The 25,888-nt window shown below is 65.1% G+C and carries 20 protein-coding genes; 5 read left to right on the top strand and 15 right to left on the bottom strand.

Annotation, left to right across the window (positions count from 1 at the left end; genetic code table 11):
- Positions 1-96: 96 nt before the first annotated feature.
- The 6 genes from ptsP to CCC_RS15620 all read right to left on the bottom strand — a co-directional run bounded on the left by ptsP (position 97) and on the right by CCC_RS15620 (position 5,920).
- The gene (gene ptsP, locus CCC_RS15645; RefSeq protein ID WP_041042034.1) at positions 97-1,893 is read right to left on the bottom strand and encodes a phosphoenolpyruvate--protein phosphotransferase; all 1,797 of its coding nucleotides are present in this window, start codon (positions 1,891-1,893) and stop codon (positions 97-99) included.
- Positions 1,894-1,903: 10 nt separating this feature from the next.
- The gene (locus tag CCC_RS15640) at positions 1,904-2,209 is read right to left on the bottom strand and encodes an HPr family phosphocarrier protein (protein ID WP_009869477.1); all 306 of its coding nucleotides are present in this window, start codon (positions 2,207-2,209) and stop codon (positions 1,904-1,906) included.
- Entirely contained in the window at positions 2,209-2,616 is a 408-nt protein-coding gene (locus tag CCC_RS15635) for a PTS sugar transporter subunit IIA (protein ID WP_009869478.1), read from the bottom strand. Before CCC_RS15635 ends, CCC_RS15640 begins: the two co-directional genes overlap by 1 nt.
- 70 nt (positions 2,617-2,686) lie before the next feature.
- On the bottom strand, positions 2,687-3,607 hold the full coding sequence (rapZ, locus tag CCC_RS15630) for an RNase adapter RapZ (protein WP_009869479.1): 921 nt from the start codon (positions 3,605-3,607) through the stop codon (positions 2,687-2,689).
- Complete coding sequence (locus CCC_RS15625; RefSeq protein WP_009869480.1) at positions 3,607-4,038, bottom strand: HPr kinase/phosphorylase; 432 nt, start codon at positions 4,036-4,038, stop codon at positions 3,607-3,609. Before CCC_RS15625 ends, rapZ begins: the two co-directional genes overlap by 1 nt.
- Before the next feature lie 52 nt (positions 4,039-4,090).
- Positions 4,091-5,920 (bottom strand): lytic transglycosylase domain-containing protein, encoded by a 1,830-nt coding sequence (locus tag CCC_RS15620; protein ID WP_041042032.1) that lies wholly within the window; start codon positions 5,918-5,920, stop codon positions 4,091-4,093.
- 253 nt (positions 5,921-6,173) lie between these two features.
- Between CCC_RS15620 and CCC_RS15615 the strand changes: the two genes are divergently transcribed.
- The 3 genes from CCC_RS15615 to addB all read left to right on the top strand — a co-directional run bounded on the left by CCC_RS15615 (position 6,174) and on the right by addB (position 13,168).
- The gene (locus CCC_RS15615; RefSeq protein WP_009869482.1) at positions 6,174-7,103 is read left to right on the top strand and encodes a DUF1848 domain-containing protein; all 930 of its coding nucleotides are present in this window, start codon (positions 6,174-6,176) and stop codon (positions 7,101-7,103) included.
- Positions 7,104-7,573: 470 nt separating this feature from the next.
- Complete coding sequence (acnB, locus tag CCC_RS15610; protein ID WP_009869483.1) at positions 7,574-10,159, top strand: bifunctional aconitate hydratase 2/2-methylisocitrate dehydratase; 2,586 nt, start codon at positions 7,574-7,576, stop codon at positions 10,157-10,159.
- A gap of 90 nt (positions 10,160-10,249) precedes the next feature.
- Positions 10,250-13,168: a double-strand break repair protein AddB gene (gene addB / locus CCC_RS15605; RefSeq protein WP_041042480.1), complete on the top strand. Its 2,919-nt coding sequence runs from the start codon at positions 10,250-10,252 to the stop codon at positions 13,166-13,168.
- Positions 13,169-13,300: 132 nt separating this feature from the next.
- Here the strand turns inward: addB and CCC_RS15600 are convergent, their stop codons facing one another.
- Entirely contained in the window at positions 13,301-13,975 is a 675-nt protein-coding gene (locus CCC_RS15600) for a response regulator (RefSeq protein WP_009869485.1), read from the bottom strand.
- A gap of 325 nt (positions 13,976-14,300) precedes the next feature.
- On the opposite strand from CCC_RS15600, the gene dctP reads away from it, so the two are divergent.
- Positions 14,301-15,326, top strand: a complete 1,026-nt coding sequence (dctP, locus tag CCC_RS15595; RefSeq protein ID WP_009869486.1) for a TRAP transporter substrate-binding protein DctP — start codon at positions 14,301-14,303, stop codon at positions 15,324-15,326.
- A gap of 1 nt (position 15,327) precedes the next feature.
- Entirely contained in the window at positions 15,328-17,283 is a 1,956-nt protein-coding gene (locus CCC_RS15590) for a TRAP transporter large permease (protein WP_082036639.1), read from the top strand.
- A gap of 46 nt (positions 17,284-17,329) precedes the next feature.
- Here CCC_RS15590 and CCC_RS15585 read toward each other — a convergent pair whose 3' ends face one another.
- The 8 genes from CCC_RS15585 to CCC_RS15545 all read right to left on the bottom strand — a co-directional run bounded on the left by CCC_RS15585 (position 17,330) and on the right by CCC_RS15545 (position 25,846).
- Positions 17,330-19,567: an ABC transporter substrate-binding protein gene (locus CCC_RS15585; protein ID WP_041042030.1), complete on the bottom strand. Its 2,238-nt coding sequence runs from the start codon at positions 19,565-19,567 to the stop codon at positions 17,330-17,332.
- Between the two features lie 37 nt (positions 19,568-19,604).
- Entirely contained in the window at positions 19,605-20,474 is an 870-nt protein-coding gene (locus CCC_RS15580; RefSeq protein ID WP_009870526.1) for a DUF6159 family protein, read from the bottom strand.
- Between the two features lie 37 nt (positions 20,475-20,511).
- Positions 20,512-21,108: a TIGR00645 family protein gene (locus CCC_RS15575; protein WP_009870525.1), complete on the bottom strand. Its 597-nt coding sequence runs from the start codon at positions 21,106-21,108 to the stop codon at positions 20,512-20,514.
- A 163-nt stretch (positions 21,109-21,271) separates the two neighbouring features.
- On the bottom strand, positions 21,272-21,976 hold the full coding sequence (locus CCC_RS15570) for a DUF7168 domain-containing protein (RefSeq protein WP_009870524.1): 705 nt from the start codon (positions 21,974-21,976) through the stop codon (positions 21,272-21,274).
- Positions 21,977-21,983: 7 nt separating this feature from the next.
- The gene (locus CCC_RS15565) at positions 21,984-22,877 is read right to left on the bottom strand and encodes an MYG1 family protein (protein ID WP_009870523.1); all 894 of its coding nucleotides are present in this window, start codon (positions 22,875-22,877) and stop codon (positions 21,984-21,986) included.
- A gap of 497 nt (positions 22,878-23,374) precedes the next feature.
- The gene (locus CCC_RS15555) at positions 23,375-24,682 is read right to left on the bottom strand and encodes a CCA tRNA nucleotidyltransferase (RefSeq protein WP_009870522.1); all 1,308 of its coding nucleotides are present in this window, start codon (positions 24,680-24,682) and stop codon (positions 23,375-23,377) included.
- The gene (locus CCC_RS15550; RefSeq protein WP_041042026.1) at positions 24,675-25,352 is read right to left on the bottom strand and encodes an NUDIX hydrolase; all 678 of its coding nucleotides are present in this window, start codon (positions 25,350-25,352) and stop codon (positions 24,675-24,677) included. The genes CCC_RS15555 and CCC_RS15550 overlap by 8 nt, the downstream gene beginning before the upstream one ends.
- Positions 25,301-25,846 carry a DUF1285 domain-containing protein gene (locus CCC_RS15545; RefSeq protein WP_236686400.1) on the bottom strand — a complete coding sequence of 182 codons (546 nt, stop codon included), beginning with the start codon at positions 25,844-25,846 and terminating at the stop codon, positions 25,301-25,303. The genes CCC_RS15550 and CCC_RS15545 overlap by 52 nt, the downstream gene beginning before the upstream one ends.
- Positions 25,847-25,888 lie beyond the last annotated feature (42 nt).

The following is a 25,888-nucleotide window of genomic DNA, read 5'->3' as shown; positions in this document are numbered from 1 at the left end:
AAGATATCTTTATGTGGGCATGGGATTCGTTTGGCCGGACTCGCTTTGGCGGGCCCTCTGTCGAAAAAGAGCGCGGCGCTCGCCCCGTTTATCGACTTAACGGGCCAGGAAAGCGTCCAGCAACTGCCCGATCCTGCCGGAATCCGTCTGTTCCATGATGGTGCGGGCCAGCCCCTCGGCGGCGGCCAATTCGAGGGCGCGGATACGGCTTTTCACCACCGGCAGATTGGAGGTGGTCATGGACAGATCGCGCAGGCCGAGGCCCAGCAGCAAGGGAGCATAGCGGGGGTCTCCCGCCATCTCGCCGCAGACGCTGACCGGAATATTGGCCCGGTGGGCGGCCTGGGCGGTGAACTGGATCAGGCGCAGCACCGCCGGGTGTAGCGGATTGTACAGATGGGCCACCGCCTCGTCGGAGCGGTCGATGGCCAGGGTGTACTGCACCAGATCATTGGTGCCGATGGCGAAGAAATCCGCGTGCCAGGCGATGGAATCCGCCGACAGCGCCGCGCCGGGGATCTCGATCATGGCGCCTAGTTTGGGCAGGGGATCGGGCAGGGCCACACCGGATTTGCGCAGGCGGCGGATCACCCGGTTCATCACCTCGCGGGTGGCGCGCAACTCGCCCACCGTGGCGATCATGGGGATCAGGATGCGTACCGGGCCATGGGCGGAGGCGCGCAGTATGGCGGCCAGCTGCGCCTCTAGAAGATCCTGGCGGGCCAGGCCCAAGCGGATGGCGCGCAGGCCCAGGGACGGATTGGGGCCGATGGTGCATCCCAATGCCGGAGCCAGCTTGTCGCCCCCGGCATCAAAGGTGCGCACCGTGACGGGACGGCCTCCCATGCGCTCGACCACGTCCTTGAGGATGAGATACTGCTCGTCCTCGCTCGGCACGTCGTCGCGGTTCATATAGAGGAATTCGCTGCGCAGCAGGCCGATGCCCTCGGCCCCCGATTCCAGCACCGCGCCCACTTCGCCCGGCAGTTCCATATTGGCCTGAAGTGTGATGCGCGCGGCGTCCCGCGTCACGGCGGGCACGTCCTTGAGGCGGCCCAGAATCCGCCGGGCCTTGAGGAAGGCGGCGCGTTCCTTGCGATAGAAGGCCAGAGTCTCGGGCCGGGGATTGATCACCACCAGTCCGCTGGTGCCGTCGACGATGATCTGCTCGCCGCCCTTTACGCCCACCAGCAGTTCGGCCATGCCCAGCACCGAAGGCAGACCGAGCGAGCGCGCCATGATGGCGGTGTGACCTTCACTGCCGCCCACCACGGTGGCCAGTCCCGCCACCAGGGCGGGGTCGAGCAGGGCGGTATCGGCCGGGGTCATCTCCTCGGCGACGATGACCGCATTCTTGGGCAGGGCGGTGAAGGGGCGATAGGCGGTGTTGGTCAGGGCGCGCAGCAGTCGCCGCCCGATATCCTTGATATCGGCCACGCGGGCGGCAAGATAGGAATCGTCCATGGCCTCGAAGCCTCGGACGATTTCGTTGATCTCCTGCTGGACGGCGGCCTCGGCATTGATGCGGTCATTGCGGATGCGGGCTTCCACGCCGCGCACCAGGCGCGAGCCGTGCAGCATCTGGCGGTAGGCGTCGAGAAGATAACCCAGTTCCTCGCCCGCCGAGCCGCCCAGGCGCCCGGCTTTGTCTTGCAACTGCTCCACCTGATGACCGGCATTGGCGGCGGCTTCGTTGAAGCGGGCGCATTCAGCGTCGAGGCGGGCGGCGGGGATGCGCAGTTCGGGAACGGTGATGGTCCCGGCATCGTGCAGATAGACGGTCCCGATGGCGATGCCGCGCGATACGCCAAGGCCGTCACGCACCAGTTCTGGACCGGTGTGAGGTACCGCCTTGCTCCGTCCGACAATCTTACTGCCGCCGCGCGTCGTCATGACCGCCGCTTCAGTCTTCGTCGAACTTGCGGTCGACGAGGTCGAAGAGGGCGTCCATGGCCTCGGTGGCCTGGGCTCCCGTCACCTTCAGTTCGATGGAACAGCCCGGCGCCGCAGCCAGCATCATCAGCCCCATGATGGACAGGCCCGAGACTTCGGTGCCGCGATGGCTGACGGTGATCTGGGCGTCGAAGGTGGCGGCCAGTTTGACGAATTTGGCGGCGGCACGGGCATGCAGGCCGCGCCGGTTGGAAATGAGGGCGGTGCGGACCAGTTCCGCGCCGGTTTCGCCCGAGGTTCCGATCACGTCCGGCATTACTTGCGATCCTGGGTCAGCAGCTTGGAGGCAACGTTGATATATTTGCGCCCGGCTTCCTGGGCGCTGGCCACGGCATCGGCCAGGACTTCGGAGTGGCGCACGCTGGCCAGCTTGATCAGCATGGGCAGATTGACGCCAGCGATCACTTCGACCTTGGCCTTGTCCATGATGGAGATGGCCAGATTGGACGGCGTCCCGCCGAACATGTCGGTCAGCACCACCACGCCCGCGCCGTCATCACAGCGCGCCACGCTGGACAAGATGTCGTTGCGGCGCCGTTCCATGTCGTCGTCGGGCCCGATGCATACCGCGCCCACATTGGGTTGCGGCCCGACCACATGCTCGAGCGCGGCGACGAGTTCGTCGGCGAGCCGGCCGTGGGTGACGAGTACCAGTCCGATCATCTCAATTCCCCTTGGACGGGCAAGAGGCCGGCCCCACCGGCTCCGATCCCGCGCGTCTTGCACAGTGACATCAAGAACCCCCTTCGTCGAGTTCGCGATGGCGAAGCTCGACCCTTCCCGCGCGGCGTTTCATCCACCCGGCAAGGTATTCGGCGATGGCGACGGACCGGTGGCGGCCACCGGTACAGCCTATGGCAACGGTCAGATAGCTCTTTCCCTCGGCAGCGAAGCGCGGCAGCAGCGGCTCCAGCAAGCGGGTCAGTGATTCGACGAAGGGGCCGAAGGCCGGATCGGCGGCCACGTATTCGGCCACCGCCGGGTCACGCCCGGTCAGGGGCTTCAATTCCGGCACGTAATGGGGATTGGCGAGGAAGCGGGCGTCGAAGACCAGATCGGCCTCGCGCGGCAATCCGTTGCGATAGGCGAAGGATGTGACGAACACGCCCAGCCCGCCATCGCGTTCCAGCCCAAAATGCCCGGCCAGCAGCCGCTTGAATTCGGCGGGCGGCTGGTTGGTGGTGTCGATCATCACATCGGCCCGGCGCTTGAGCGGCGAGACCAGGGCGCGTTCGTGACGGATGCCGTCCAACAGAGGGCGGTCCACCGCCATGGGATGGCGCCGCCGCGTTTCGGTGAAGCGGCGACACAGAACATCATCCTCGCAATCGAGGAACAGCAGCCGCACATCCAGGCCGCTTTCGCTCATCAGCCGGTCCAGCGCGGCCAGAACGGGCTCCACCCCGAAATCGCGGGTGCGGATGTCCACGCCTAAGGCCAGGGGCCGCGACGTGCCGCTGCCCGATCGGACCAGGCTGGCCACCAGCGACAAGGGCAGATTGTCCACCGCCTCCCAGCCCATGTCCTCCAGCGCCTTCAAGGCCATGGTCTTGCCCGCGCCCGACATGCCGGTGACGATGACCACGCCGTTACCGCCCTCGGCATGGGCCGATGCGGGGGGCTGGTCTGTCGGGCTGGAGTGCATGTCGCTCATCACAGCGGCATTATATCTCGCGTTGAAGCGCGCATCGCAAGGCGAACCTTCGCGGCCGCCGAGTCCTCGAAGGGGGAAAGGCGCAGATGCCGGATGGCCAATCCCAGCAATTCCAAGGCGTTCGGTTCCGGCAGCCGCTCCACCTCGGATGGCGTCACCAGATCGATCACCAGATCCAGCGGCGCCTGGTCCAGATGAGGTGTGCGGACCAGGCCCAGGCCGCGCACTTCCAGCCACCCGGCGATGGTCGCGGGCGGGCGGGCGATCAGGGCATTGCCCTCGCGCTCCAGATGGGTCTGGTCGTCGGCCACCAGCACGGCTCCGCCATCAATCAGGCGAAGCGCCAGATCCGACTTTCCGCCGCCCGAAGGACCGCGCAGCAGAACGCCGCGCCCGTCAATGGCCACACATGTGCCGTGAACCAGGGTCATGGACGAAGGGTGACGACGCCACCCGCCGGAGTCAAGACAACCGGATCAGGGATCAGCGCGATACCTTCAGAGCCTTCGCATGGACCGGGTCCTGGCCGGTATAGAGCGGCCATTCGCCCGCCGCCACGGCATCCAGAGTGTCGGATTTCTGGCCCAGGCGGCTTTGATAGATCCAGTAGCCGGTCATCACCCTTTGCACGAAGGCGCGGGTCTGGCGGGCGGGAATACTTTCCACCAGCAGCAACGGGTCGTCGTTGTGGCGGATATTGGAGAGCCAACGGCTCAGATTGCCGGGTCCGGCATTATAGGCCGCCGTCATCAACAGGAGGTTGCCGTTGACCGGCTCCTCCTCCAGCAGCTTGATCACATAGCGCTGGCCGAGACCCAGATTGTGCTCGGGATCGGAGAGGCGGGCATTGGCGCCCCGGCCGCCGATGGCGGCGGCGGTGGCGGGCATCAACTGCATCAGCCCCGCCGCTCCGGCGCCCGAGCGGGCATGGGGGTTGAAGGCGGATTCCTGACGGACCAGGGCGAAGACCAGGGCCTTGTCCACCTGCCAGCCACCCTTGGGCGTCCAGTCGGGCACCGGGAAGGCGGCGGCATCGTGCAGGCGGCCGTTCTCGCGCGGCAGGGAGCCGCCCAGGCTGACCGCCAAAGCAGGCATCTGACCGGCATAGGCCATGACCAGCATGGACTGGCGCAATCCCTTGCTGGCGCTGGGATAAAGCTTGCGCAGCTCTTCCTCGGCGCCGTTATGGTCGCCCAGTTGCAGCAGGCCCAGGGCGCGGCGCGCGGCGGGAACGCGCATCAACAGATCGGCATCGCCCTCGGTGAAGGGCGGAACCTCCCACGAGAACTCGGACTCATGGCCCAGTTCGGCACGGGCCAGCAGGCCGTAATAGGTGCGCGACGAGGTGGCGGCCAGTTCCAGCCAGTGATTGACCGCCTCGGGACGCTTTGTCACCAGATTGGCCCGCGCCGCCCAGAAGGCACCGGCGGCGGACAGCCATTCCTGGCCATCGGAATATTTGGCCACTTCCTCGAAATGGCGGCGCGCCACGTCGGGCTTGCCCATGCGCCACTGGGCCAGGCCGGCGATCCAGTGGGCGGCGGGAAGCTGCTCGCCCGAGCGCTCGGCCGCGGGACCGGCCAGGGCAAAGGCGGGTTCATCGCGGCCACCGGCGAAATGATCGGCGGCGACCATCAGGCGCAGGCGGTCGAAATCCAGGGAAGACAGGGACTGGGCCTCGGACGAGGCCAGCAGGGCCTCGACCTTGGCGGGTTCCTCGTCCCGCAGGGACTGGCGCAGCCTGGTCTTGAGCGCCCTGGCCTTGGCCGAGGAGCCATCCACGTCATAGGCCACCTCTTCCCAAGTGGCGCCGTCGGCCTCGGTATCGATGCCGGTGCCCTTGAGGCCGCCCTTGGCCGGGGAGCGCAATGCGCCGCCGCCCTTGCCGCCCTTGAGACCCTTGGCCAGTTTGTGGATGGATTCCGCCTGGGGCAGGTCGGCGTAATCAGCCAGCCAGGCCCGGATTTCTTGGAATTTGGGCTTGGCGCCCGGCGCCGTCAGGCGTTGGGCCAGCACATAGCCCTTCAGCAATTCGTCGCGGATCTTGCCCATCTCGCGGTCGGCGGCGGCAAACTGCCCCGAGGCCTGCAGCGCCATCACCCGCTTGTAGAGTTCCACATCACCGGCCGACAGGGGCTTGGGCAAGGGGGCCACGCGGGCTTCGCGGTTGGAACCGGGGAGAATGGCGGCCGTCTGGGGGCCGTCCGCGGCTGCGACTCGCACTTTGTCCGACGTGACGGATTCGCCCGCCAGGGCCGGGGAGGTCGCTGCCATGATCGCCAGCATCACTGCCGGGAGGAGCCTGTCGCGCAAGGCTGTTCTCCTCTATATCGCTGTCGGTCCGATTCGCCCGCCGCTCGCGGATCGCGCGCCGGGATCGGACCACGGGGGTTATCGACAAAACCAATCGCGGTCCCCGGTTTTATAAATGACACCCCCCGCCAGAGCAACGAAAAACGACTCGCGATTCATGAACAGAATGTAAAAATACATTATAGAACAATGGCTTGCTTAAACACGTCGAGTCCTGGTGGCAGGACCCGCCGCTAAGTTCCATAATGGCGAAATGATCATCTCGGCCAGCTATCGCACCGATATTCCCGCCTTTTACGGCCGCTGGTTCCTCAACAGGTTCCGGGCGGGATGGGCCAAGGCGGTCAATCCCTATGGCCGCCAGATCTCCACCATCGCGTTGCGCTCCGGTGTGGACGGTTTCGTGTTCTGGACGCGCAATCCCGGTCCCTTTCGCGACGCTCTGGACGAGATTCGCCGGGCCCAATTGCCGTTTGTCGTCCAATGCACCCTGACCGGCTATCCCCGCGCCCTGGAAAGTTCGGTGATCGAGGTGGAGCGATCCCTGGCCCTGATGGCGGAACTGGCCGGGCGCCACGGCCCAAGGGTGGTGGTGTGGCGCTATGATCCCATTGTCGCCACTTCGCTCACTCCGCTGGACTGGCACGAGGCGAATTTCGCCAGGCTGGCGGAGCGTCTCGAAGGCGTCACCGACGAGGTATCGGTATCCTTCGCGACCCTTTACCGCAAGACCGGACGCAATCTGGAGGTGGCGGCCCGCGCTCATCATTTCGGCTGGGGTGATCCATCCCCCGATGATAAGCGTGCGCTGCTGCGACGCCTGGGAGAACGGGCGGCAGGCCACGGCATCCGCCTGACGCTTTGTTCCCAGCCCGATCTGGTGGGGCCGGGGACCCTGCCATCGTCCTGCATCGATGCCCGCAGGCTGGAAGACGTGGCGGCCGGATGGGGGCTGGACCGCCGCATCAGCGCCAAGGTCAAGGGCAACCGCCCCGGCTGCCAGTGCTTTGAAAGCCGCGACATCGGCGAATACGACACCTGCCCCCACGGCTGTGTCTATTGCTACGCGGTGGGCACCCGCTCCCTGGCCAAGCGCCGCTACGCCGAGCATGACCCGGATAGCGAATTCCTGCTGCCGCCGCCTTGGTTGGAGCAGGCAGAGGCTCCGCCGACATTGTTGTGACGAAAACGCCGTGATTTGCCAGGCAAATCACGGATAGGCCCAAAGGGCCGCGCCGCTTATGCGGCGGGAGCCAAGCCGCCACGGGCGGCGCCCGGCGATTGAGGGGCCTGGAAAATAAATGCGGCGGCCGGTGCCAGGGGGGGGGAAGCACCGACCGCCGCGTCTGGCCGGCGTGCCGCCGAAGAGGGGACGGGGGCGGCAGCCTTGAGTGGGGGCCATGTCGGGGATCATCAAGGCCAATTGTGGCGATTTCATGGACGCCATGCGGGGCGCGGAAAGAATTTGTCTTTTCCCCAGGCCGGGGATGGGGGTAGTTTTCTTCCGCTTGAACCCCCACTTAAGGGTGGTATCCTGCGCGCCGGACACCGGGGACCTCGGCAACAGCCAAGGTCGCGGCGTTTGCGCGCGTCCAACGGATCGGCCGAACCACCCGGAAGTGGGGCCGCAACCTTGATCGAGAGGATTACGCCGTGCTTGAAGCCTATCGCCAGCATGTCGCCGAACGCGCCGCGCTCGGGATTCCCCCCCTGCCGTTGTCGGCGGAGCAGACCGAGGCCCTGGTGGGCCTGCTGCTGAACCCGCCCAAGGGCGAGGAACAAACCCTCGTCGATCTGATCACCTATCGCGTTCCCGCCGGTGTGGACGACGCCGCCAAGATCAAGGCCGAGTTCCTGGACAAGGTGGCCAAGGGCACCGTCGCTTGCGCGCTGATCAGCCGCGAGAAGGCCGCCGAACTGCTGGGCACCATGCTGGGCGGCTTCAACGTCAAGCCGCTGATCGAGCTGCTGGCCGATGCCAAGGTGGGCGGTGTCGCCGCCGAGGGTCTGAAGAAGACCCTGCTGGTGTTCGACTTCTTCCATGATGTCAAGGAACTGGCCGACAAGGGCAACGCCAATGCCAAGGCGGTGATCCAGTCCTGGGCCGATGCCGAGTGGTTCACGTCCCGCCCGGAAGTGCCGAAGTCGCTGACCGTCACCATCTTCAAGGTGACCGGCGAGACCAACACCGACGATCTGTCGCCCGCTCCCGACGCCTGGAGCCGCCCCGACATCCCCTTGCATGCGCTTGCCATGCTGAAGAATCCCCGCCCCGGCATCGAAGCCGACGAGCCCGGCAATCGCGGCCCCTTGAAGCAGCTGGAAGGCCTGGCCAAGAAGGGCAATCTGGTGGCCTATGTGGGCGACGTGGTGGGCACCGGCTCGTCGCGCAAATCCGCCACCAATTCGGTGCTGTGGTTCACCGGCGAGGACATCCCCTTCGTGCCGAACAAGCGCTTCGGCGGCGTCTGTCTGGGCACCAAGATCGCTCCCATCTTCTACAACACCATGGAAGATGCCGGTGCTCTGCCCATCGAGCTGGACGTCAACCAGATGAACATGGGCGACGTGGTCGAACTGCGTCCCTATGAGGGCAAGGCGCTCAAGGACGGCAAGGTCATCGCCGAGTTCAAGGTGAAGTCGGACGTGATCTTCGACGAAGTGCGCGCCGGTGGCCGCATTCCGCTGATCATTGGCCGGGGCCTGACCGCCAAGGCCCGCGAGGCCCTGGGTCTGCCGGTCTCCACCCTGTTCCGCCTGCCGGCCGTGCCCAAGGACACCGGCAAGGGCTTCTCGCTCGCCCAGAAGATGGTCGGCCGCGCCTGTGGCCTGCCCGAGGGCAAGGGCATGCGTCCGGGCACCTATTGCGAGCCCAAGATGACCACCGTGGGTTCCCAGGACACCACCGGTCCCATGACCCGTGACGAGTTGAAGGATCTGGCCTGTCTCGGCTTCTCCGCCGATATGGTGATGCAGTCCTTCTGCCACACCGCCGCCTATCCGAAGCTGGTGGACGTCAAGACCCACCGCGAGCTGCCGGGCTTCATCTCGACCCGCGGCGGCGTGGCTCTGCGCCCCGGCGACGGCGTCATCCATTCCTGGCTGAACCGTCTGCTGCTGCCCGACACCGTGGGCACCGGCGGCGATTCCCACACCCGCTTCCCCATCGGCATCTCCTTCCCGGCCGGTTCCGGTCTGGTGGCCTTCGCCGCCGCGACCGGCGTCATGCCGCTCGACATGCCGGAATCGGTGCTGGTGCGCTTCAAGGGTAAAATGCAGCCCGGCGTCACGCTGCGTGACCTGGTCAACGCCATCCCCCTTTACGCCATCCGCGCCGGTCTGCTGACCGTGGAGAAGAAGGGCAAGAAGAACGTCTTCTCCGGCCGCATCCTGGAGATCGAGGGACTGCCCGACCTCAAGGTCGAGCAGGCGTTCGAACTCTCCGACGCCGCCGCCGAGCGTTCGGCCGCCGCCTGCTCGGTGCGTCTGGATAAGGCTCCGATCATCGAGTACATGACGTCCAACATCACTCTGATGAAGTGGATGATCGCCAACGGCTACGAGGATCCGCGCACGCTGGGCCGCCGCATCAAGGCCATGGAAGCCTGGATCAAGAAGCCCGATCTGCTGGCCCCCGATGCGGACGCCGAATACGCCGCCGTGATCGAGATCGATCTGGCCGATGTCAAGGAACCCATCGTCGCTTGCCCCAACGATCCCGACGACGTCAAGCTGCTGTCGGAAGTGGCGGGCGCCAAGATCGACGAGGTGTTCATCGGGTCCTGCATGACCAATATCGGTCACTTCCGCGCCGCCGGTAAGGTGCTGGAAGGCAAGTCCGACATCCCGACGCGCCTGTGGATCGCTCCGCCCACCAAGATGGACGCCCTGATCCTCAACGAGGAAGGCTACTACTCCATCCTGGGCAAGTCGGGCGCGCGCATGGAAATGCCGGGCTGCTCGCTGTGCATGGGCAATCAGGCGCAGATCCGCAAGGGTTCCACCGCCATGTCCACCTCGACGCGCAACTTCCCCAACCGTCTGGGCATCGACACCAACGTCTATCTCGGCTCCGCCGAGCTGGCCGCCGTCTGCGCCCTGATGGGCAAGATCCCGACCGTGGCGGAGTATCTGGAACAGGTGAACGTGGTCAACGCCAAGGCCGCCGACGTCTACCGCTACATGAACTTCGACAAGATCGCCGCCTTCAGCGACGTGGCCGACAAGGTCGCCGTCTGATCCAAGGCGTCTTGCGCTAAAAGAAAGCCCCCGTCGGGAAACCGGCGGGGGCTTTTGCATGTCGGGTCCAATTGAGGGACAATGGCCTCCATGAGCCCTGTCTTCACCATTGTGCCCGGCGCGGCCTTTGTCGACACCCTGGCGGCCCATCTGCTGGCCGAGGCGGAGGGAGATCCGCTGGCCCTGGCCGATATGGAGATCCTGCTGCCGACCCGGCGCGCCTGCCGGGCCATGAGCGACGCCTTTCTGCGCCTGTCGGGGGGGCGGCCCTTGCTGCTGCCCCGGCTGCGGCCGCTGGGCGACATGGACGAGGAGGAGCTGGATCTGGCGGGCGCCGATCCGCTGGATATCGCGCCTGCGGTCACTCCCACCGAGCGGGTGCTGATTCTGGCCCGTCTCATCCTGACGGCGGCCCAGGCCCAAGGCGGCCATGTTCCCAGTCCCGATCAGGCGGTGCGTCTGGCCTCGGAACTGGCCAAGCTGCTGGACGCGGTGCAGGTGGAGCGCCTGGATTTCGCCGATCTGGCCAAGCTGGTGCCCGAGGAATACGCCGAGCATTGGCAGGTGACCCTGAAATTCCTCGCCATCCTGACCGAGGCCTGGCCCGGCATCCTGGCCGAGCGCGGCGTTCTGGACCCCGAGGACCGGCTGAACCGGGTGATGGCGGCCCAGATCGAGGCCTGGCGGGCCAGACCGCCCCGCCACAAGATCATTGCCGCCGGGTCCACCGGTTCGCGCCCGGCCACCGCCGATCTGCTGGCGGCGGTGGCGGGTCTGCCGTCGGGCCGCGTGGTGCTGGCCGGTCTCGACAAGGCGATGGACGAGGAGTCCTGGGCGGTGCTGGACCCCGCCCATCCGCAATACGGACTAAAGGCCCTGCTGGACCGCCTGGGGGTGGAGCGCCATCGGGTGCGGCCGCTGACCAATGATGTGGATCTGCGCCAGGACCGCGTCCGCCTGCTGGCCGAGGCCCTGCGTCCCGCCGCCACCTGCGAGGCATGGCGCGATCTGCCCACCCTCGACCCTCGGGTTCTGGATGGGGTTTGGCGCCTGGACGCCCCCACGCCCCGGGAAGAAGCCGGGGCCATCGCCCTGATGATGCGCCGCGAGTTGGACCGTACGGGCCACACCGCCGCCCTGGTCACCCCCGATCGCGGCCTGGCCCGCCGCGTGGCGGGCGAGTTGGAGCGCTGGGGCATCCGCATCGATGATTCCGCCGGTCGGAGTTTGGGTCTTTCCGAGCCGGGTGCCTTCTTGCGCCTCGTGGCCGAGATGGTGGCCGAGGACTTCGCGCCCCATGCCGTGCTGGCCTGCCTGAAGCATCCCCTGGCGGCGGGGGGGCTGGAGACGGGGGCCTTCCGTGCCCTGGTCCGTAGGCTGGAGCGCCTGGCCCTTCGCGGTCCCCGTCCGGCCCCCGGCGTGGCGGGTTTGCGCCAGGGGGTAAAGGACTCCCGTCTGGCTGGTTGGCTGGCCGATCTGGAAACCATGGCCGCCCCCCTGGCCGATCGGCTGAAGGCGGAAGAGGGCACCCTGGCCGACCTGCTGCGCGCCCATATGGAATTCGCCGAATGGCTGGCCACCGATGATCAGTTGCCCGGCCCGGCCCGGCTGTGGCGGGGTGAGGCGGGGGAGACGGCGGCGCGCTTCGCCGCCGATCTGGCCGCCGCCGCGCCAGCCCTTGGCGTCATGGCCGGGCGCTGCTATCCGGCCTTGTTTGATGAGTTGATGGCTGGCGTGGCGGTACGTTCGGCCTGGGACCACCATCCCCGCCTGTTTATCTGGGGGCCGCTGGAAGCCCGCTTGCAGCACGCCGATCTTCTGATCCTGGGGGGGCTCAACGAGGGAACTTGGCCCGCGCCGCCCGAAGCCGATCCCTGGATGAGCCGTCCCATGCAGGCCGCTTTCGGCCTCGCTCCGCCCGAACGGCGCATCGGCCTTGCCGCCCACGACTTCGCCCAGGGTTTCGCCGCGCCCCGGGTGGTTCTCACCCGCTCGTCTAGGGTGGACGGCACGCCCACCGTGCCGTCGCGCTGGCTAATGCGTCTGGATGCGGTGATGAAAGGGAGTGGTCTGGCCTTCGACCAGGACGCGGCGCAATGGCTGGAATGGCACGCGCTTCTCGACCGGCCCGACCGATGGAAGCGCCCGGAAATCCCGGCGCCCGCGCCCCCGGTCTCGGCCCGGCCCCGGCGTTTGTCGGTGACCGAGATCGAGACCTGGATGCGTGACCCCTACGCCATCTATGCCAAGCATGTGCTGCGGCTCAAGGCGCTAAAGCCCATCGACGCCGATCCCGGGGCGGCCGAATACGGCAGCATGGTGCACGAGGCGCTGGAACTGTTCCTCAAGGCTTGGCCCGCTCACCTCCCTTCCGATCCGCAAGGCGAATTGCTGCGCATCGGACGCGAGGTCTTCGAGGCCAAGGTGACGTCACCCGCCCTGTGGGCCTTCTGGTGGCCGCGCTTCGAATCCGTGGCCCGCTGGGTGGCGGCCAAGGAGATGGGCCGCCGCCACGCGGTGCGCCGCGTCCATGCCGAGGCGGGCGGCGCCCTGGAGATCGAGGCCCCCGCCGGGCCCTTCACCCTGACCGCCAAGGCCGACCGCATCGACGAGGGGCAGGACGGCACGCTGGCCCTGATCGACTACAAGACCGGCACGCCGCCCAAGGCCCGCGAAGTGGCGGCCGGGTTCGCGCCGCAATTGCCCTTGGAAGCCGTGATCGCCCGCCATGGCGGCTTTGGGGGCGTGAAGGCGGCGCCGGTCTCGGAACTGCTCTACTGGCATCTCAAGGGCGGGGCCGATGGCGGTTTCGAGCGCGAGGCGGGCGGCGACGCCACCACCCTGGCCGCCGAGGCGCTGGAAGGACTGCACGCCCTGGTCTCGGTCTTCGACGATCCGGCCACGCCCTATGCGGCCCGGCCCCATCCCGAACATGCTCCCAAATATTCCGACTACCTGCATCTGGCCCGCGTGCGCGAATGGGCCAGCGGCGGCGATGGGGAGGAGTAATACCAAGGCTCGATGAGCGGGACTCATTGAGCCTTGGTTAGGCCCAAGGGGCCGCGCGCCTTATGGCGCGGAAGCCAAGCGACCCGGAGGGCGCGCTTAGGCGGATTGAGGGCCCCATTGATAATGGGCGGTTCAGCCCATCTTCAGCCGATAGCCGACGCCAGGATCGGTGACGATCAGCGTGGGGCGGGCAGGGTCGTCTTCCAGTTTCTGGCGAAGCTGGTTGATGTAGACCCGCAGATAGGCGGTGTCCTCCACATGGGCCGGTCCCCACACTTCCCGCAGGATGTTCTTGTGGGTAGCCACATGATCGGGACGCTTGGCCAGAAAGAGCAGCAGGTCCCATTCCTTCTTGGACAGATGGATCTCGACGCCTTTGCGGGTGACGGTGCGCCGGGCGCAATCGATGCCGAGATCACCGACGGCCAGCACCTCTTCCTTGGGGGAGCGGGGGCGCAACGCGGCCCGCACGCGGGCCATCAGTTCACCCACGCCGAAGGGCTTGACCACATAATCATTGGCCCCGCGATCCAGCGCCTCGACCTTGTCCAATTCGTCGGCGCGCACCGAGAGGATGATGATCGGCACATCCCATGTGGCGCGCACCTGGGAGATGACGTCCTGGCCGTCCATGTCGGGCAGGCCGAGGTCAAGGATCAGCAGGTCGGGCGGCGCGCCCAGGGCCAGCGCCGCCAGTCCCGCCTCTCCGCTTTCGGCCTCGGTCACCTCGTGGCCGTTGGCCGCCAGCGAGATGCGCAGGAACTTGCGGATCTGCGGTTCGTCGTCGACCACCAGGATGCGGCTCATGCCCCATCTCCTTGCCGGTGATCCAAGGTGGCATCGTTGATCATGATCGTCAGCATGGCGCGGCCCGGCCTCGGCATCAAGGCCCCTTCCAGATGCCGACCATGACGCCCCTCGCATCAAGGTTCCATGGGAAAGAACGGGCCGGTCTTTATGGCGCGTTTATTCCCATATCAGGGCCCCCTTTTGCGAGGCCGTGAATGAGACTATCTTCATGAGCAAGCGAGGCGGCCAAGCCGTCCGAACAAGAACGAGACGTTACAGGAAGGCCGCCCAAGCGCCATCCAAGAGCGCCCGTGGCCGAAACGCCGTTGGGAGGACTTGAAACATGAAGATCAGCCGCCGTCAGGCGCTCGCTGGGCTTGCGGGTGCGCCTGCCCTTTTGTCGTTCGGCCGCAAGGGCTGGGCGCAATCGACCACCACCTTGAAAATCTCGCATCAGTTCCCCGGAGGCACCATCGAGCAGGGCGATTTCCGCGACCGCCTGTGCCGCCTATTCGCCCGCGAGGTGGAAAAGCGCACCAACGGCGCCCTCAAATTCGAGATCTACGCCAATTCCTCGCTGATGAAGACCAATGCCCAGTTCTCGGCCCTGCGCAAGGGCGCGCTGGATATGTCGCTGTACCCCATTCCCTATGCCGGGGGCGAGGTGCATGCCTGCAATCTGGGGCTGATGCCCTGTCTGGTCACCAGCTATGAGCAGGGTGCGCGCTGGAAAACCGCTCCCATCGGCAAGGCCTTTTCCAAGCTGCTGGAGGACAAGGGCGTCAAGTTTATCGCCTGGGTCTGGCAGGCGGGCGGCATCGCGTCGCGCCGAACGCCGGTCCTGGGACCCGCCGATGTCAAGGGGCTGACCATCCGGGGCGGCTCGCGCGAGACCGACATGATGTTCGCCGCCGCCGGGGCCAAGGTCTCCACCATGCCCTCCAACGAGATCTATATCGGCATGCAGACCAGTGCGCTCGACGCCGCCGTCACCTCGTCCACCAGCCTGATCTCGTTCCGGCTGGAAGAGCTGGCCAAATCATTGACCGCGCCGCGCAAGGGCTCGTTCTGGTTCATGCTGGAGCCGCTTTTGATGTCCAAGGCGGTTTTCGACACTCTCCCGGCGGCCCAGCAGCAGGTGCTGCTGGAGGTTGGCAGCGAGATGGAAGCTTGGGGCATGGCCGAGGCCAAGAAGGATGACGAACAGGTGGCCGCCGTCTATGGCGCCAAGGGCTGTCAGGTGGTGGATTTCACCAATGACCATCTGGCCCAATGGCGCAAGATTGCCGAGGAAAGCGCCTGGGCCGACTATGCCGCCAAATCGCCCGAGGCCGCGGAACTTCTCAAACTGGCCCGGGATGTGACCTGAGATGTCGGGCGGGGCCGAGCACGACGCCATTCTCGCCACCGAAGCCTTACCCGTCAGGACCATCCGCAACCCGGCCATCGCCCTGTTCGAAATGGTCATGGAGGGTGCCTTCAAGCTCTCGGCGCTGGCCCTCTTGGCCGCCGCCGGGGTCCTGACCTTCGGGGTGGTGATGGGCCACCTCACCGGGCGCGGGCTGTTGTGGCAGGACGAGGTCACGATCTTTCTAATCTCGGGCGCGGTCTTCCTGTCGGCGGCCAGCGTCCAGGCCCGGCGCGGCCATGTGGCCATCGACGTTCTCGACCACGCATTCCCCTACGCCAAGAATTTGCGACATGGCGTGGTGGAGGCAGGTGTCCTGGCCTTCTGCCTGATTTTCGCCTGGAAGTCGGGACTGCTCCTGGCCGAGGCGGTGGAGGAGGGCCAAACCTCCCAATCCGCCTGGGGGCCGCCTTTGTGGATTCCCTATTCGACCCTGACATTGGGCATGGGCCTGCTGGCCCTGCAGATGATGCTTCAGGTGGGGCGGCGCTCGGTCTGGCTGTTGGCCCTGGTGGTGCTGGGGGTCGCCGCCTTTCTGCTGGCGACGCCGCCGGTCAAGCCGCTGATTTCCGGCCTGCCCCATTGGGTGACCGGCATCGCCTATGGCATTGTCACCCTGCTGGCCATGTTTTCGGGCATGCCCATCGCCTTCGCCCTGGGGGTGGTGGCGCTGATCTTCATGCTGCTGTTCCTGCCTGCGGCATCGGTAAATACCATCGCCCAGAACTTCTACGAGGAACTGGCCAATGTCATCATCCTGGCCATTCCGCTGTTCATCTTAAAGGGCGCCACCATCGGACGGTCCAATGCGGGCAAGGATCTGTACCTTGCCCTGCATGCCTGGCTGCACCGCATTCCTGGCGGGCTGGGGGTGGCCAACACCATCGCCTGCGGGTTGTTCGCCGCCATGGCCGGGTCCTCGCCCGCCACCTGCTCGGCCATCGGCTCGGCGGGCATTCCCGAGATGCGGGCCAGAGGCTATTCGCCGGGCTTTGCCGCCGGAATCATCGCCGCCGGGGGGACGCTGGGTATCTTGCTGCCGCCCTCGGTGACCATGCTGCTTTACGCGGTGGCCGCCGAAGTGTCGCTGGGCCGTCTGTTCCTGGCCGGAATCGGCCCCGGTCTGTTGCTGATCACCCTGTTCGCCGCCTATTCCGTCCTCCGCTATCGCCATGAATACCGTCTGGCGGAACGGGCGGCGGCCGCGCATGGCACTCATTCGGCCCTGCTGGCCGGTGAGCATTACGGTTTGGGCGAAAAGATCCGCATGGTGGTCTGGGTCGCCCCTTTCGTCACCATTCTGGCGGGTGTGATGGTGGTGCTCTATGCCGGTTGGGCCACGCCGTCGGAAACCGCCGGAGTGGGGGCCGTGCTGGCCTTGGCTGTCATCGGCATGATGTACGGCATCTGGCGGCCCCGGCTCTTGATGCCCATTCTGACCGGAACTTTGCGCGAATCCACCATGCTGCTGATGATCATCGGCATGTCGCTGCTGTATGCCTATGTGATGAGCTACCTTCACATTTCCCAGGCCGCCGCCGATTGGATCATCGGTCTTGCCCTGTCGAAATGGTTCCTGTTGGCGGCGGTTCTGCTGTTTACCGTGGTGCTGGGCTTTTTCCTGCCACCCGTCTCCATCATTCTGATGACCGCGCCCATCATTTTGCCGCCGCTGAAAGCCGCCGGGTTCGACCTGATCTGGTTCGGTGTGGTGATGACCATCGTGATGGAGATGGGGCTGATTCACCCGCCTGTGGGGCTCAACATCTTTGTCATCAAGAACATCGCGCCCGATATCCCCTTGAGGGACATCATCTGGGGAACCATCCCCTTCGTGCTGATCATGATGGTGGCAGTGGTGCTGTGCTCTGTCTTGCCCGGTATTGCCACCTGGCTGCCCGCTGCGGTGATGGGCTGAGGAGTCCCGCCACCGCCCCGAAAGGCGATGGCGGGGAAAACCCTCTTTAGGCCACGCTCATGGCGAAGATGGTCATGGCCGCGTAGATGACGATAGCGGCGATCATGGCGCCGATGCTGAGGCGCTTGTTCCAGAGTTTGGCGACGTCCTTCTGACCCGCCGATTGCAGGGTCTGGATGAAGATGATGTTGAAGATCATCGACACCACGAAGGCGTAGGCCACCAGGAAGTAGTAGTCGGCGCTCATGGTATAGCCGACCTTGGGAAACGAGTTCTTCTGGGACATGTGATAGACCAGCACACCGATCAGGCCGGAGATGGTGGCATTGATGCGCGGCGCGAACTGGTCCAGCGGCACCCACAAGATGATGAGGATGATGCCCAGGATGATCAGCAGCGGCAGGAAGAAGGTGAAGAGATAGGGCTTCAGGATTCTCTTGATGCCGATCTCCAGATTGACCGTGGAGAAATAGACCGGGCTCTTATAGCCGGTGCCCATGCGGTAATCGGGATCGCCGAAGGTGGAATCGTAGCGGTAGAGATCCGAGAAGACGCTGCGCCCCGTATAGGTCCATTCCTGCGGCTTGATGTCCTTGACCGGCACCGTCTCCATATGGCGGGTGTCGGGCACCAGCATCACATGGGTGGAGTTCTTGTTGGTGTGGGCGATCTCCAGCGGCAGGGTCTGGGAATCGAACGGGAAGTTCGACAGATCATAAGGCGCGGTCAGGGTCAGGCGCTTGCGGTAGGCGCGGTATTTGGTGCCGTGGGTCAGATCCTCCTTGAAGATCGCCGAGGTTTCCTTGACCGCGTTGATGGCGGAGATCTTCTCGATATCCTTGACGTCGAGACGGCCACCCGACCATTTGAACCACATGAAGACGTCCACGTCCCACTGCATGTCCTTGATGCTGACATCGTTGATGCGGATCACGTCCACACCGACCGAGATCACGTCGACGATGTGATAGGGCGTGCCGTCCACCAGGGTCACCTGACCCTTGGCGATGCGTTCACCCATTTCCTTCAGCACGTATTCCTCGTGCGGGATCAGGAGCTGGACCGGGGCGGTCTTGAAGCGGCCGTCCTTCATCACCGAGACATAGACGTCGCGGTAGGAGGCCTGGACAACGGCGCTTCCCGTCGCGGGCGGCGGCGCGGTCTCGCCTTTGGCCTGGAGATACTTGCCCACATATTCGGCGGTCATGTCCCGGCCGTTCTTGTAGAACAGATTGCCGGTCACCCCTTCGACGAAGCCATGCCATTCGATGCCCGCCACATAGTCGCGGATGGAAGCCCGTGTGGGGGCGCCCTTTTCCGCCGCCCCGATGGCCTTGGCGATCAGATTGACGGCATCGAAGGACATGGCGGCGGCCACCGAGGGCCGCGCCCCAAAACGCTTGGTATAGGCATTGGCGAAGGCCGAGGCCTTCTGGTTGGCGATTTCCCACAGGAAGGCCGAGGCGAGATAGACGTTGGCCGTATATTTCTCGTCCAGTTCGGTGAGGAATTTCGGATTCGACCAGGTGTTGGGCGCCATGACCGGTGCCTTGATCCCGGCATCGCGCAGCTGGGGCAGGAAGGACAGACCGGATTCTGAGTGGGTCAGGGTGGCGATGATACCGAAATTCTGGTTCTCGGTGGCATCGGGCAGATTGGTGGCGGCCCAATCCTTGGCCACCGGCCCGACCTCCACCGGCAGGGTCTTCAGCACCTTGAGACCCAGACGCTCGGCCTTGGCGACGAAGGCGTCGCGCAACGAGGAGCCGAAGGGATCGGTGTTGTAGATCACCAGGATATTGTCCTTCTTCAGGACTTCCTTGATGTAGACCGCCAGGAACGCGCCCTGGACGCTGTCGGGCATGTTCAGGGTGAAAGCCCATTTGTTGTCGGCGAAAGCGGCCGGGCTGCTGACATTGGGAGACAGGAAGGGGATCTTGGCATCGGCGAAGATCTTGCCGGTGGCCAGTGCCACGCCGGGATAATAGTGCCCGACCACGGCCAGCAGGGATTCGTCCTTCACCATCTCGGCCGCGGCGGCGCGCGCCTTGTCGGGATCGTCGAAATCGTCGCGCACCACCAGTTCGAGACGGTTGCCCTCGGATTCGGGGGCGGCGTTGAACTGCTCGACGAAGAGTTCGGCGGCATTCTTGAGGGGGATGCCCTTTTCCGCCGAAGGACCGGTCAGGGGGACCAGCACGCCGATCTTGTAGGTCTTCGCATAAGCCCCACCGGACAGCAGAACCATCAGGAGCGCGAGAAGGACACTCGAGAAACGACGCATACTATGTTCTCCAAAATTTTCCGCGGTGCCGCGATGCCTAGGCCGTCTTGAGAGCGGCCCGCACCAGATCGTCACCGAACGCCTCGGGGGCCTTGCCCGTGGAGGTGAACAGATAGACCCCGGCCAGGAAAATCATTCCCAGGACCGAGGACACCAGCATCACGATGCCGATATAGGCGATTCCCACGCCGATCAGAACCCCCAGATAGGCTTGCGCCGCGTCCTGGAGGAGATAGACGACGCCACCGACGGCCACGCCGGGCAACAAGATGGCCAGAAACGTCAGCAGGCCGAGCATGGATTGCCCGCCCAGGACATCGCCCCAATGGGCTTTGATCAACTGGGTGGAGCGCCGCACGGCGTTGATGGGGCCCACCCCCTCGACCACGAGAACGGGAAGGGTGAAATAACTGGCTGCCAGCCAAAGACCGTAAAGACCGGCGGTCAGCAGCTTGACCACGAAGGCGACGACGGCGCCGAATTCCTTGCGGGCCAGCCGGGTCAGGGTCTCGCCGATGACCCGCAGGATCAGGCCGATGGTCCCGGCGATAAGGGCCCAGATCAGGATGGGAAGCGCCCGGCGTCCGGCTGCGGCCAGCCCCTCGCCCAGGGTTGTGGCCCCGGTCTCGAAATAGCGGATCGCGCAAAAGATCAGGGCCGCGTTGAAGAACAGCATGGCGAAGTAGCAGGCGATATAGGCGCCAAAAAACGTCAGATAGACGATGGTGTCATTGACGTTCTCCGCCTCGGACTGGTCGGTAAAGACCGCCAGCAGCGGCACGGTCAGGGCGATGATGGCAAGCATGGCGATGCCGGAGCAGATGGGCAGGACCATCAGCTTGGGTTGGGCACGCAGAACGCCCAGGCTTGCCTTGGCGATATTCCAGCCCCGGAAAAATCCGTTCATTGCTGCGTCCCCCCTACCCTTGAAATGAGCCCTCAGCCTATTCGGCGGCGGGCTGGTGCTGCGCGTGTCCCGAAGCATGTCCATGGCTGGCATGGGGAGCGTGGGGCGCCGATTCCATCATCTTGTTCAAAAAGCCCAGCATGACCGCCGAGACGATGAACAGGGTGTGGATGATGCACTGCCACATGACCACATTTTCCTGCATGTGATGCTCGGCATTAACGAAGGTCTTCAGCAGGTGGATCGACGAGATGCCGATCAGGGCCATGGCCAATTTGGTCTTCATGGTATTGGCATTCACATGGCTCAGCCATTCAGGACAGTCCGGATGGCCTTCCACGCGCAACCGCGAGACAAAGGTTTCATAGCCACCGATGATCACCATGATCAGCAGGTTGGAGATCATGACCACGTCGATCAGCCCCAGGACCAGCAGCACGGCGGCGCTTTCATCCATGGCAGGGTGATGGAAGATTTCGGCGATCTCGAGGAAGAACCGGTAGACGTAATAGGTCTGGGCCACGATCAGGCCCATATAGAGCGGGGCCTGAAGCCAGCGGCTCAGGAAGACGAGGCGGGCGATGCCGCGGGTGAAGGAATCCTGACCCGCATGGCCGTACATCTGGTGGCTCATCTCAACTCCTGTCCTCTTGTCGCCATTCCGACGGAGAGATTAACCCTCCAGCTATATATCGAAAAGTCAGAAGAATCCGCCGAAGGGTCTTTTTTGCGCCTGTTTTGATGTATTCAGGGTAACGGTTTTGTGGCGTCATCGGCGGCGCCCGCGCGATTATCTCCTATTTCCCGGTGTCCCGCCGGGCCTGAACGCCGGGATGCAAGGCCAGAGAGCGGCCTGCCGCCTGACCCGCCTCGAACGCTTGGGCCTCCACCTTCTTGCCCGAGGCACGGCCCTTGCGGAGATTGAGATTCAGTTTTTCATACTCGGCATCGACGATGGCGTGACGGACGAGGACGAGGTCGCGGCCCGAGCTTCGCCGGTTGGCCTCGTCCCGGTCCTGTTTCATCTCGGTCAGCTTTCCGGCGATGGAGACGGCCATTCCGAACAAAAACGAGCCTTTCTCGTCGTGCCGATGGCGAACGAATCTCTGGCTGCGGATGTAGCTGTCCCAGCCGCCTTGCATGGCCTGCGCGATCACGTCATGGACGTAACGGGCCATCTCGATGCTGGGCCGAAGCCCGAAGAAGACATAACGGATGCCGCCCTCATCCTTTTCCAGCCAGACCTTGCAGTCACAATAATCGGCGATGGCCGGGATGCAGGCGGAAATGGGCTGGCGCTGCTTACGTCGGGTTTCGATGGCCGATTGCTCGCATTGTTCCTGGCGCAGTTCCAGGTCGCTGATGGACAGATCGTGCTGGTCCAGGAGCTGGGCGACCTTGGCCGCCGCCGCCAGGGCCTCCTCCTCGGTGCAGCCGTTGGCGATGGTCTTCGCCCGCAACGCCTGCAGGCGGCCCTTCAGTTTGTCGAGGTCGGTGGCCATGCTGATGCTAGGTAGGTGTTGACGCGGCGATGCGCGCCAGGGCCACGGCGCCGTCCTTTGACCGTGCGCCGCAGACGAACCGGGCCGGATGGCAGAAGGTGGCGTCGGGAACGCCGGTCAGGGCGGCGATGGCCTCGTCCCGAAGACCTCCCCAGGCCTCGGGCAGGGGATGGCGCTGGGCGAAGGAGCCGCGCTCGGGCGGAACGGCGCTGCAGGTCCAGGCCGCCCCCGCCGGGCGGACCACATAGAGAGTCTGGTCCAGTCCCAGATCATAAACCGCATCCTCCCAAGGCACGCGGCTGTCCAGGACGAGGATCCTGGGGTCGGAGGAATTCCGGGCGGCTTCGGCCACGGTGGCCTCGGCCTGAACCGAGGCCCAGGCCCTGGCGCAAGTCCGCTGCAGCACGGAGGAGGCCATGTCCGCGGCCTGCATGAAGGTGGCGGTCTCATCGCGCCCAATCTCGGAAAAAGTGGAATTGAAGGCCTCGATCACCGTGGAAAAGTGTCCGGGCGTAGGCGTCATGGCCCCATTATCCATGAGGTCCACGTCGCGGACCAATCCGCAATCGACCATCTCAAGCACGCGCAGGACGGCCTGCGGGGAAATGCCGGGCAGGAGGTGGGCGATGGCCGCCTCGCCGAAATCGCGCCAGACCAGGCCCGCCGAACTGTAGGGCTCTGCGTTGGGCCGCAGTGGCTTATCACGCATATGATGGTCGTAGCGGCGGTTGACCGGATCGTAGGTGCCACCCACGTCGAAGACGACCTCCGCCGCATCCAGGGCCTGCTGATCCCGAGAGCGAACCAACTCGATGTGTCCGGCCGAGGCCGCGCGAAGAATCGCGAAGGCGAAAACATCGTCGGCGTGAAACGTTCCGTTATGGGTGGCAACCTTCAGCATCGGGGCTCGATCCATGGAATTATCAGGAAAAGTCGGGGCCGAGGGTACCCCCGTCGGCATAAGTGCGGCAATGGGGCTCTAAGGTTCCAACACTAACCCTTCTGGCGAAGAACAGTTTGTAAATGGCTCTATCTTAAGGAAGCTTCATATACGCATGCCCCAGTGCCCACAGTTTTTTCATGGGATAAGCTGGAACAGTGAAAAGGGGGAACGCGCCACAGGCCGTTCCCCCTTTATTGTCCAGTGAGGTTGTATTGATGGTTAAAGTTGGTCCCAAGGATGGCCCGTGTGGCTGGGAAAAACGTCCAGTTGCCCTGGATGTGGATGAGTTGCATCAGATCCTGAACTGCGCCTCGGCGCGGGGATGCAGCCAGTGTGTGAAATGCAGCGAGCTTGCCTTGGAGAAAATCCTGATACGGGCTCGGCAAAGCGGGCGCGGTGTCCTTACCGGGCTTGAGCGGCTTGAACTCGATCAGGAATTGGTTGGCGCCTTCGGCCTATAGGCCGTCATTCACGAAATCCTTCAGCTTTTCCAGGCACTGGTTACGGTCGGGACGGTAATCGCGCTCTTCCCACCAATCCTCCAAGGCGGCCAGAAGGCCGCCGATCCGGGGGCCGTGCGGAACCCCCCTTTCCATCAGATCGCGCCCCTTGACCGGCAGTTCCACCGGCACCCAGTCGCGGGCGGCGTCCAGAAGGGCGATCCAGCGTTCGGATTCGGCGGCATCGGGCCGCGCTTCCAGCGAGCGTCGCCCCGCCCAGGCCACCAGGGTCAGATCCCGGAACTCGTCACTTCCCACCTTGCGCAGCGCCCGGCGGGCGGCCTGCGCGTCCATGGTGAAATCCACCGTCACGCGGGGTGCCGCCATGGCAGCCACCCGCTTGGCCTGGACACCGGAAAGTTTCAGCCGCTCGCCCAGGGCCATGGCGCCATTCCGGTCGGTGGCGATCAGGGCCGCCAGACGCCGCATGGCATCGGGCCGGATTTCAGCGCGCGCCAGACCCCGGCGTTCCAGCCAGGCCAGGGTGCGCAGCCGTCCGAACTCCTTCGCTTCGGGCAGGACATGGGCCAGGATGCCGCGGCTGTGCATCACCAGCAGGGACGGCGTGGGGTCGTCGGCCAGCAGCAGACGGACCAATTCTCCCGCCACCCGTTCGCCCGACAGGTTCTTCAAACGGCCAGCCATGCGGCGGCAGGCATGCAGCGCACGAGCCTCCATGGCGGTGCCCCGGCCGTAGTGGGCGTGGAAACGGAAATACCGCAGCAGGCGTAGCGCATCCTCCTCGATGCGCTTTTCCGGTTCGCCCACGAAGCGCACCCGTCCTGCCGCCATATCGGCGATGCCGTCGAAGGGGTCGTAGACATTGCCCTCGGGGTCAGCCGACAGGGCGTTCATGGTGAAGTCGCGGCGCGAGGCATCCACCCGCCAGTCGTCGGTGTACTGGATGCGGGCGTGGCGGCCGAAGCTCTCCACGTCCACCCGCAGCGTGGTGATCTCGTAATGGGCTTTGCCGATCACCGCCGTGACCGTGCCGTGGTCGATGCCGGTGGGGATGGCGTGGATGCCCGCATCGTCCAACAGGGCCAGCACCCGCTCGGGCGGGTCGGGCGTGGCGATGTCGATATCCTTGATGGGGCGCTTCAAGAGCGCGTCGCGCACGCAGCCACCCACGAAGCGCACCTGGGCGCCGTCGGCCTGCAGCGCAGCCAACACGGCGCGGGTTTCGGCGGCGTCCATCCAGTCCTGCGGACCCAGAAGGCCGATGGGGTCGCCGGGATTGAGGTGGAGGCGGGTGTTACTCACGGGGCGCCAAAACCTCGGACAGATTGACCAGGATGCCCGCCGTGGCGCCCCAGATCAGCCGGTCTTGCCAGGTCAGGGCCCAGAAGGGCCGCTGAAAGCCCTTGATTTCGCGGCTTTGCAGTTGATGGTTGGCTTGGTCGAGCACAAAACTCAGCGGCACTTCGAAAACCTCGGCCACCTCGAAGGAATCCGGAGCCAAGGTAAAGGGCGGATCGATGACGCCGACCAAGGGGGTGATGACGAAGCCGGTGCCGGTGGCGTAATTGTCCAGGCGGCCCAGCAGGCGCACCAGATGACGGTCGAGACCGGTTTCCTCTTCGGTCTCGCGCAGCGCGCAGGTGGTGAAGTCACCCTTGTCCTCGGGCTCCAGCCGCCCGCCGGGAAAGCTGATCTGGCCAGGATGGTGCGCCAGATGGGCGGTGCGCTTGGTCAGCATCACCGTGAGGCCCTCGGGACGTTCCACCAGCGGCACCAGGACGGCGGCCGGGGTCAGGGTGTCGTCGTCGATGGGATCGCCGGGGCGGATGGCGCCACCCATGACCATGGCCTCCAGGGCCGAGTCCGAGCGTCCGCGCGGGTCAAACCCGTCGGCCAGCCGCCGCGCGATGACATCGCGCGTCAGTCGGGAAGGTCCAGCCTCCCCAATGGAAAAAAGCTCCCGCTGCTCCATAGTCCGTAAACCGTCTCTCCCTCCCGGTCCTCCTCCCAACCCAAGGCGACCAGTTCGTAATAGACGGAGCGGGTGAGGCGCGCCTCGATCCCGGTCCGCACGGTTACGTAGGGCGATGGCTCCCCCGAGCCTTCGCCTTCCGCGATTCTCAGCGGATGGTCGCCGTCGACGGTGACCATCTCGTCCATATTGGTGCGGAAGCTGACCACCATGTCGCGCCCCGCGCCGCAGGTGAACATCTCGACCGCCAGGAAGGGGACGTCATCGACCTCGATACGGCCCATCTCGCCCGGCGTGATCAGCAGGTAGCCGCCATCCTTGGACCGGTACAAGACCGAAGCGAAGAGGCAGACCATCTCTTTGCGATTGATCGGCGAGCCATGGTAGAACCAACGTCCCTGCCGGTCGATGCGGATACCGAGATCGCCGCAATATTCGGGCAACCGGCCCGGGTAGTCCACATCCGGAGGGGCTTCGGTCAATGGCTGAGTCACTCGGCCGCTCCTTCGAGTCTTCTTCCCCTGCGAGGCATCAGC

Source organism: Paramagnetospirillum magnetotacticum MS-1, assembly GCF_000829825.1.
In the GTDB taxonomy this organism is placed as follows: domain Bacteria; phylum Pseudomonadota; class Alphaproteobacteria; order Rhodospirillales; family Magnetospirillaceae; genus Phaeospirillum; species Phaeospirillum magnetotacticum.
The sequence above is the reverse complement of the archived record's forward strand: the minus strand, read 5'-3'. Positions and strand labels throughout refer to the sequence as shown.